The sequence below is a fragment of the Bacillus hominis genome, from assembly GCF_018332515.1.
GTDB lineage: Bacteria > Bacillota > Bacilli > Bacillales > Bacillaceae_G > Bacillus_A > Bacillus_A hominis.
This window is the reverse complement of sequence record NZ_BOQD01000292.1, coordinates 1-6,167: the sequence shown is the minus strand read 5'-3', so window position 1 is coordinate 6,167 and position 6,167 is coordinate 1. Positions and strand designations below refer to the sequence as shown.

General features: G+C 34.1%; 8 protein-coding genes. 3 read left to right on the top strand and 5 right to left on the bottom strand.

Annotated elements, in window-relative coordinates:
* Both KI356_RS22645 and KI356_RS22640 read right to left on the bottom strand, forming a co-directional pair.
* Positions 1-844 (bottom strand): choice-of-anchor A family protein (locus KI356_RS22645; RefSeq protein WP_212936526.1); only part of this gene is annotated, 844 nt, incomplete at its 3' end.
* A 107-nt stretch (positions 845-951) separates the two neighbouring features.
* Positions 952-2,247 (bottom strand): glycosyltransferase, encoded by a 1,296-nt coding sequence (locus KI356_RS22640; protein ID WP_000684372.1) that lies wholly within the window; start codon positions 2,245-2,247, stop codon positions 952-954.
* A 168-nt stretch (positions 2,248-2,415) separates the two neighbouring features.
* Here KI356_RS22640 and KI356_RS22635 point away from each other — a divergent pair, with 168 nt between their 5' ends.
* Together KI356_RS22635 and KI356_RS22630 are read left to right on the top strand one after the other, a co-directional pair.
* Positions 2,416-2,868 (top strand): hypothetical protein, encoded by a 453-nt coding sequence (locus tag KI356_RS22635; RefSeq protein ID WP_000179693.1) that lies wholly within the window; start codon positions 2,416-2,418, stop codon positions 2,866-2,868.
* A gap of 163 nt (positions 2,869-3,031) precedes the next feature.
* Positions 3,032-3,625, top strand: coding sequence for a class I SAM-dependent methyltransferase (locus KI356_RS22630; protein ID WP_000655828.1), 594 nt, complete (start codon positions 3,032-3,034; stop codon positions 3,623-3,625).
* A 525-nt stretch (positions 3,626-4,150) separates the two neighbouring features.
* Here the strand turns inward: KI356_RS22630 and KI356_RS22625 are convergent.
* Positions 4,151-4,480, bottom strand: a complete 330-nt coding sequence (locus KI356_RS22625) for a hypothetical protein (RefSeq protein ID WP_000448737.1) — start codon at positions 4,478-4,480, stop codon at positions 4,151-4,153.
* Between the two features lie 76 nt (positions 4,481-4,556).
* Positions 4,557-4,796, bottom strand: coding sequence for a helix-turn-helix domain-containing protein (locus tag KI356_RS22620; RefSeq protein ID WP_000097410.1), 240 nt, complete (start codon positions 4,794-4,796; stop codon positions 4,557-4,559).
* A 182-nt stretch (positions 4,797-4,978) separates the two neighbouring features.
* On the opposite strand from KI356_RS22620, the gene KI356_RS22615 reads away from it, so the two are divergent.
* A complete protein-coding gene (locus KI356_RS22615) occupies positions 4,979-5,101 on the top strand; it encodes a DUF3961 domain-containing protein (protein ID WP_001169625.1) in 123 nt (40 codons plus the stop codon).
* A gap of 630 nt (positions 5,102-5,731) precedes the next feature.
* On the opposite strand, the gene KI356_RS22610 is transcribed toward KI356_RS22615, so the two are convergent.
* The gene (locus tag KI356_RS22610) at positions 5,732-5,932 is read right to left on the bottom strand and encodes a helix-turn-helix transcriptional regulator (RefSeq protein WP_000669091.1); all 201 of its coding nucleotides are present in this window, start codon (positions 5,930-5,932) and stop codon (positions 5,732-5,734) included.
* Positions 5,933-6,167 lie beyond the last annotated feature (235 nt).

Sequence of the window (6,167 nt, the reverse complement as noted above, 5' to 3'; positions counted from 1 at the left end):
TGGTCGTACTGGTGGTGCTACACACATCTGGCAATACACCTAGAAAAGGAAAGTTATGAGCTTCCAATGTGCCAGAAGTGTTTGTTAATGAATCTGCAATAAAAGTTCCATTTATCTGTCCAAATCCTGCTGCACGCCAACTTGCAAATGGTGCTAACACACTACCTTCGATAGATAAATTTTGGTTGAAGGCATTAGTTGCATCTGGAAAATTATATAAAATTTCCTGTGCATCCGTACTAGTAGCTGGTGAACCATTTCTAAAAATAGAATAGCTACCAAAACCAATATTATCTCCCGTAATATTAATTAGGATAGTAGAACCCACTGGTGCAATAATATTGATACCATTTGCTGATTGTAGTGTTAAACCTGTTCCAGCAACATTTGTGCCATCAAAAGTAAAGATGTTGAGAGTAGGATCTAACCCTGTTAATACAATCTGTCCGAAGTTAGTAGTTGCCACTCCTGTTGGGGCTAAAGCGCCCCATGTAGTGGACGCGCATTGTAGGAAATTTGCTTCAGTATTAAAATCGATTAAATCTTGTACGAGTGGTTGACCAGGTACGCCATTGTTATTTGTCATGGTATAAGTAACAACAGTTCCTGTAGAACTAATGACACTATTCCCGCTGAAATTAGTACCGCTTGTTATCACCATTTCCATACCTACAATTAAATCTGCTCTCGTTGTAGATAAAGGTAATGTGTTTCCGATTCCGTAATTTGTAAGTGTGGCTATTCCACCAACCGCTACCCGTCCTTCAGAGTCTACATTACTTTGTGTCTGGTTTCCTATTACAAATACATTAAAATTATTAGCTGTTCCTAAATTTGTAGCCATTTTGTCCCCCCTTTTTAGAACAAAATCATTTAAATGTATCTTTCTATTTTATGAGAAAGATGCAAGGATGACTTAGTCCAAAAAGAAAATAGGCTCAAAATTCCTCCTTATTTAACAGGTAGTATATCTAATAATGGCTGAAGCTGCTGTTTCCAAATCCAATGTGGACTATAACGTCTTCTAACAGCTGCTTTACTAAATAATACTTTATTGCCTTCTACTAGCTTTGCAATTTCAGAAGCATGATCTTGTAAATAAGCAACTTCTGATGGATGATACTTCTCAATAGTATCAAAACCAAAATTTCTTGCGTCCCATCTCATAAAATAAGCTTGTAATTGTTTTCCTAATTCTTCTAAGGCTGGTACGCACTCATTTAATACAATTTGATTACCTCTGCTCGCAGCTTCTAGAACTATTAAACCAAATGATTCAGAATAAGAGGGACAAACAAATATATTGGACAAAGTGAATAAATCCATTACACCTTGTCTTGGAAAACCTTGAGTATAACCAATAGATGAGGTGAATAGCATATCCTCTCGATCTAAACCAAACTTTATTCCGTTGTTATAAATCATTTTTTTGTATCTTTCTGGATTGATGTCGCTACATGGAAAATCACAAAATATAACTTTTACTTCTTTTTCCGTCTTTGTTTTTAAGGCTCCACAAAAAGCTGCAACTTTCTCGAACTTTTTCCCTGTTGTTAACCTTCCAGGATAAATAATAAGATAATCTGCTGAAAAAATGTCAATATGGGATGCTACATGACTCACATCATCAGATAAACACTCTAGTATATCTAAGCTATTATTAATAACTTTACAATACCCTTCTGCAATATTATATTGCTTGGATAAAGCGGGTATCCCAGATTGTGTCGGGTAGATATAGATGGTATTAGGCATAGGGGAGTATCTGGCTGAAAATGGATGTTCTGTATGACGAGGTCGAGTAATAGGAGCAGAATGAGTGAAGGCTAAGAATCGAACTTTTGGAAGCTGTTCTTGTGCTTTTCGAATCGCAATATTATGAACTAAATGCCATCCCTGATAGTGTATATCGTGCATCATACAGATATCTATATCTTCTAAGTGCTGTATAAAATCTTTAGCAATTACTTCAGTTTCTTCAAAAAATGTATCATGTATTTTTCCATTTGGAGTAGAGTAATCTTTCCAATGAATCATTTCTCCATTTAATCTGTTTGTGATTTTTATCCATTCGATATTTTCATGGAGAAAAACCCCATACCGTTCCTCCAAATTACAATCTTCAGAGACTAATAATTTTATTTTTAATCCCTCATTTAAAAACATACGTAAATGCTCCGCGACAACATTCACTAATGAGTAGGTGGAGGTTAGTCCGTTAAACATTGTTAAAATGGCTATTTTCATATTCTTTCACTCCTTTTTCTTAGCTATTCCATAATTTATATTCAATTCAACCTATTTCTAAAACTTTATAAGTACGAAACACAGTATTTTTAATAAATTCAGCATTTACTACTGTCAGGTTTAGTACAAGCAACATTTAATATAGTAAGGAAGGAGGTGAGGTTGTACATGGCTACTGCATATGGCGCATTATACGCACCTACGCTTACACAACATGCAACTACAAATGGAGTTGTTTCATTTCAATCTTTATCTGTTCAAAATAGTGGTGTTACAACTCCGAATCCGCAAACAATTGCTGTGACAGGTACTGGCGTATATAAAGTCAAATTTAGTTTAGATTTAACGCTACAAAACTTAGCCTGGAATTTATTTAACACAAGTGCTGAAATTTTTATTGCTGTGAATGGAGTTAAAGAAGCTGAATCAAAAGTAAGCTTAGTAAATGGTCTGTTAGCTTCCACAATGATAACGTCAACGATAGAAATGAATGCTGGAAAATCAATTATTTTAGGGCTAAATGCAGGAGATGCTTTAACTCTTGTATTTGGAACAATTAATGACCCTAACAGTAATTTAAATTATCAACATCCTGTTTTAGAAGTAATCCAAATTGCATAAAGAGCGGTAATATCCGCTCTTTATATTAACAATAATTAATTTTATCCATACATTTGTATGCCTATTAATAATCAGTATGCATAATTAGTCAAAGCAAATGTGTTATACAAAACATAATTTATATGATTATCTGCAAATTCAAGAAGTAAAGGAGTAAATAAAAATGAAAGATGTTTTCACATATATATTCAAACACAATGTTTGGGGAGGAACTGAGTCTGTATCAGGTACAGGTTCGTCTGTGTACGAATCTCAACAACTTATTAACAAACTACCATTATTGTTAAATCTATTCGAAATCAATTCTGTTTTAGATGCTCCATGTGGAGATTTTAATTGGATGAAATATGTTCCACTTCCTTTGACTACTAATTACACAGGTATAGATATTGTGACAGATTTAGTAGAGGAAAATAACAAGATGTTTAAAAAAAATCATATAAAATTCGTAGAAAAGAACATTGTGCAAGACGATCTTCCTTGTGTAGACTTAATACTTTGCAGGGATGCTTTGGTACATTTTACTTTTGAAGATGTATTAAAAGCAATAAAGAATTTTAAACAAAGTGGTTCCACATACTTATTAGTTACGCACTTTCCTACAGTAATAAAAAATGATGAAATTCATACGGGAGATTGGAGACCATTAAACCTTTGCCTTCATCCGTTTTCTTTTCCGGAACCCATTTTAAGTATTAAGGAAACACTAAACATTAAGACAATGTCTTTATGGAAATTATCAGATTTAAATATATGAGTTATTTATAACACTATATAAACAAAAATATAACGGAAAAAGTCGGCAATCTGTTACTTTAAGATTACAAAATATAGGGGGAGAAGTTGGAGCAATTAGCGGTTAAGTATAGTATGTTTGTGAAGGCCTATATAGTAGAAAAAGTAAAAAAGTGCAAACAAACTTGCTAACAACTAAACAAAAAAGATATAAATTTCGCTGATATATCCTTATTAATTATGTGATAATCTAATCAAAGCACATAATTAAACAATTTAAAAATGCGAGTTTACAATTGAAAACCACATCCATGTTTTATTGGGACATACTAATGTTACTTAGTTCCAAGAATAACACTTCTTTGATGTCTAAACGTTTCCTTGTAATTCTTAATACAGTCGTTAAATAATTATGGATCTCGTATTTTTCATTCTGTAGTTTATCCAGTATTGTTGTTACTCCTTTTAATAGCAATTCATTTTAATAGCACTTCATTTTAATAGCAATTCATTCGCCTTATACTGGCTTCTGAATATGCAATTTTATTCATTTTCTCCACTTTACTAAAGTACGTTTCTTGCAACTTCCACAATCAAAATGTCCATTTCCTTTAGAAATTCGACGTTTGTAATTACAGTTAGGACACTGGACCTCTTGTTTTTCAAACGCTGCATATATAAATCCTAACGAAAAAAGAAACAATGGAACGGCAAAAAATAACCCAACTATTGTGATACCCAAGATAACAGAAAATAGGATGCCGAAAATTCCGAAAACTAATGAAGCTTTACGGCTAAATTTTTCTTTTGTGGAACTCTTTTTTTGATCCACTTCAATGAAAAACGTATTACCATCTGTCGTTGTTTTTGTCTCCATATTTCTCCTCCTTTATTACTTTAAAATAAGTATATCAGAGTATTCGGAAATGTATCTACAAATAAAAACAGTACATTTATTTTATGTACTGTACAACGTCCTCAATACGGTAGGTTTTATCGACACCGTTTTCTTCAGCTAATTGGTTTAAAGCGTCCAGGATTGACTTTAATGTGTCAAAACGCACAAGACCAACCTCACCATTAACTAGATTACTAATAGTGGCTGGACGAACTTTTGATTCCACTGCTAACTTGTTTTTGGTAATCCCAATTTCCTCCATCGTTTCTCCTAAAGTGAATACCATAGAACTCATGGTAATACCTCCGTTCATTCCGATCATTTATTACTTTTCATTTTACACAATTTACATATCAAAGTAAAACTTTTTTCGGAAGACTATTGACGTATGACTCCTAGAGTTATATATTGTTACTAACAAAGTTTTACTCCTAGAGTCATACTTTTTATATAAATGTGAAGGGTGGAACAGTATAGATGCAAAAAATAAGCGATTACTTCGGTTTAGAAACAAAATCTGATTGTATTTGGTTTTATGGTTTTTATACTGTGGCTTCGGTTTTATTCGTTATTAATATGCTTATAGCTCACGTGCTATAAGCTCTTTCTTTAACTAAATATCGGACAACCTCCAGCCTCGATCCTTATTCGAAAAAACAGATATACACGAGGTCTAGTTTCTTATTGTCTTTTTTAGGTAACTAAGGGAGGATCCACACGAGGAATGACCTAACACTCGTTAAACTTGAACAGGTTAGCTAAGCCAACGTCAGAAAGTTTAGCGTCCTAACGAATAACGTTTCCTTGTTTGCGTTGTTAGGAGTCTAGGCGAGTACGGCCATTAACGGTACGGCGGTTGCTTGGCGTGTTACGGCACGGGTAGCAGCTGATAATGAAAGAATTATAGGTTACGAGTAATGAAGGATACGCCAGTAGTGCATTTCCTTTCCTGGTTCTTTCTGCAGATAGGACAAGCTTTATCTGTAAAAAGTCAGCTGTGTAAGAGATTACAGCGTTTAAACAGGGTGTTACTATACGGATTCCTTAACCCGATAGACCATGATTGACAGAACGTCTACTTTACGACGTTTTTTATTTTTGAAGCGTTGTAAGGTAGTCATTCTCTGCCCTAGCCGTTGTCCTGTACCCTCATCCCATGATTGTCTGCCGAACACAAAAGTCAAGTGTAAAAATAAAGATAAAAACTTATTAAGGCTGGAGGGGGAGGAATTACTCCTCGATGGTCCAGATCTCCTCTATTGGTTTACCCAGTTCCTTACAAATTAGATAGGCTGTATCAAAACGAGGTTTAGTACGATTACGAACAATTGCACTAAGAGTAGAGTCGTCAACTCCAATACGTTTTGCAAAATCACTCTGCTTAATATCAAGCTCTGCAAAGATTACTTTGAGTCTACATTTAAACTTCATATACGTTCACCTCAAAGATTTACTTTCTATATACAAAAATAAACTCCTTTATAAATAGTACAAGCTAGAAAGAAAAAAATTGGTGTGGACGTGCAAAAATAATTCTCCAGGTCATATACCTATATCAAGACCACGAGGAATACCAAGTGGAAAAAAGGACATCAAGAAGGGAAAGGTGAGGAACAATGAGACCTGGATATAAGTATTTAAATCGCATGCAACTGTATCCACCCCA

Excerpts from the sequence above, each read along its gene's own strand:
- KI356_RS22640 (WP_000684372.1), bottom strand. The coding sequence starts at position 2,247 with ATGAAAATAGCCATTTTAACAATGTTTAACGGACTAACCTCCACCTAC.
- KI356_RS22610 (WP_000669091.1), bottom strand. The coding sequence starts at position 5,932 with ATGAAGTTTAAATGTAGACTCAAAGTAATCTTTGCAGAGCTTGATATT.
- KI356_RS22615 (WP_001169625.1), top strand. The coding sequence starts at position 4,979 with ATGCAAAAAATAAGCGATTACTTCGGTTTAGAAACAAAATCTGATTGT.
- KI356_RS22630 (WP_000655828.1), top strand. The coding sequence starts at position 3,032 with ATGAAAGATGTTTTCACATATATATTCAAACACAATGTTTGGGGAGGA.
- KI356_RS22625 (WP_000448737.1), bottom strand. The coding sequence starts at position 4,480 with ATGGAGACAAAAACAACGACAGATGGTAATACGTTTTTCATTGAAGTG.
- KI356_RS22620 (WP_000097410.1), bottom strand. The coding sequence starts at position 4,796 with ATGAGTTCTATGGTATTCACTTTAGGAGAAACGATGGAGGAAATTGGG.
- KI356_RS22635 (WP_000179693.1), top strand. The coding sequence starts at position 2,416 with ATGGCTACTGCATATGGCGCATTATACGCACCTACGCTTACACAACAT.